At 63.3% G+C, this 2,085-nt stretch carries 2 protein-coding genes; one reads left to right on the top strand and one right to left on the bottom strand.

Annotated features, from left to right (window positions below; genetic code table 11):
• The first annotated feature begins 21 nt into the window (after nt 1-21).
• Nucleotides 22-390: a hypothetical protein gene (locus ACH2EH_RS05365; RefSeq protein ID WP_395139659.1), complete on the top strand. Its 369-nt coding sequence runs from the start codon at nt 22-24 to the stop codon at nt 388-390.
• On the opposite strand, the gene ACH2EH_RS05360 is transcribed toward ACH2EH_RS05365, so the two are convergent.
• Nucleotides 374-2,085: S41 family peptidase (locus tag ACH2EH_RS05360; RefSeq protein ID WP_395139657.1), on the bottom strand; the 1,712-nt coding region annotated here is incomplete at its 5' end. The genes ACH2EH_RS05365 and ACH2EH_RS05360 overlap by 17 nt on opposite strands.

Below are 2,085 nucleotides of genomic sequence, written 5' to 3'. Positions count from 1 at the left end.
GGGCGGCTAGGAGAATAGTTCATGAGATTTGGTAACGTAGCAGCGATGCTTATTGTCCCTGCCCTGATTCTCTCGGTAGGCTGTAAAAAACCCACTCCAGTGGGGACATGGTCAGGGAGCATCAATAATATCCCTGCAACAATTGATATCAAAGACGGCGGACAGCTCGGGGTCACCGCCTCCGTGATGGGCAATTCCGTCCAGCTAGCGGGTACTTGGAGTGCAGAGGGCGATCAGCTCAAGATGAACCTGACCTCAAGCACGCCTCCTATGATCCTCAGCATGCTCCCTGCAAGCACCCGCCAGTCCACCAATACCTGGAAGCAGGACGGCGACTCGCTGACATTGACCAGCGGAAGCACGGCTCAGACCCTCACCCGCGTGAAGTAAGCGCTTTTTGTGCGGCTTCCAAGACCTCATCACGGTCTGCCTGGATACCTTTCCGGGTGGGCCGTACGAGTCGCTGGGGCTGAATGCCCATGCCTGCCACACGCGTGCCGTCGGGAAAGCGGACGTCCTGACCGGAGAAGCGCACCACAATACCGTCGGTAAGGGCAATATTAGTCACATCCCCCACCGCGCCCGCCGTCGGGGAGCCGACAAGAACGGCCCCGCAGGCGCGGAGAAAGAGTGCAGTGTGCTCCGCCTGGCTCTGGGTGCGCTCGTCTATCAGTGCCACCACTTTCCCGCGGTACCACTTCTGCCCCATGCGCGACGGCAGACGCTGGAAGAAAATCTCCTCCAGGTGGCGTCCCACAAGCTCGCCGTCTTCGGGGGGGAGTGCGACGGGCCGGACAAACTTTGCGGCCACCAGGTTCTCGCGCGGAGCCAAATACGGAGCCAGCTCCCACGCCGTCTCGTCCACATAGCCCCGCAGGTCGAAGATCAGGGCGGGGGCACTGCCAAAGCGAGCAAAAAAGGGCGCGATCTCGGCACGCGTCAGCCGGTCCAGATCCGCGTAGACAACCCCACCCCTCAGAACACGCACCGTCTCGCCGCGACGCTCTTTACTGCTTGTCCTCAAGCGGGGCACCACGATGCCCTGGCCCCCTTCCAGAGTCAGGTGCGCATTGCTGCCCTCATCGCCTGCCAGGAGCCGGTTGTTAAGGTAGTTCTCCCGCGCTTGAGGCGTCCCTGCCGCGAGGTAGCCCTCTAGCTGCTTGCGTCGCAGCCGTACGGTCACTGCGTCCACGGCCGTTACCACATCGCCGATTTTCGCCCCCCCCGCAGCGGCAGCAGGGTGCCGGATCGCCACAATAGTCGGCTTGCCCTCGATGGTTTGAAGCCGCACGGTCGCCGCCAGGTTCCCAAAAAGAAGGCCGTCGAGCGGGGTCAATGTCAGGGCGTGCCCATCACCCGTCTGTCGCAGGAGTCGTCGGACGGCCCGGTGAAAGCTGGAAGCATCGGTGGCGACCTGCACTTGCGCAAGAAACCCCGGCCAGGCCCGCTCCCACACCGGCTGCAGTGCCTCGCGACTCGGGTGCAGAAGCCAGATCGCGCTCCAGAGCCGAAGCGCAGCATGGAGCCGCGTTTTCGGAGCCTCCAAAATATTCCCCCCTTCGCGAAGCCCAACCTCCCCCTGCCGCTGAGACGGCTTTCCCCCTCCGGCATTCGCTCGTTCCTCGCTGCGAAGGGGGATTTCTTTGAGCCAGGCGTGGGCATCGGTGAGGGAATCGCGCGTGCGGATCACGTGGGGAAGCTCGGTTGTCCCTACCCGAACCTGAGCAGAGAGGCCGTTGGGAAGGGGGAGCGCGGCGGTGGGTACCCACTCTTGCAGCGTGCCGTCGCCCTCGAAAAAAAGGGCGGCTTTTCCGAGCTGTGCCAGGGCCAGCGCAAACGGAGGCAGCGGCGTATATTGTGTGACTAGGAAAGCCGTACGTGGCCAGCGATTCGCCGTCAGTTGGGCATCGCGCACCACCCACCCCGTCCGAAAGTCCCCTGTCGTACTCTCCACCTCGGGCACTTTCCCATAGTGCGCCCGCTGGGTGAGTGTAGGCTTTGCGATTCCCCCGGTCAGAGCGGCCAGCTGCTCCGCAGCTCTGCGTGAGATGGGCACGGCGGCCCGTAGATCAAAGAGCGCACAGG

The organism is Armatimonas sp. (assembly GCF_043760365.1).
Taxonomy (GTDB): domain Bacteria; phylum Armatimonadota; class Armatimonadia; order Armatimonadales; family Armatimonadaceae; genus Armatimonas.
Note: the sequence above shows the minus strand (reverse complement) of the source record. Positions and strands in the feature narration are given on the sequence as shown.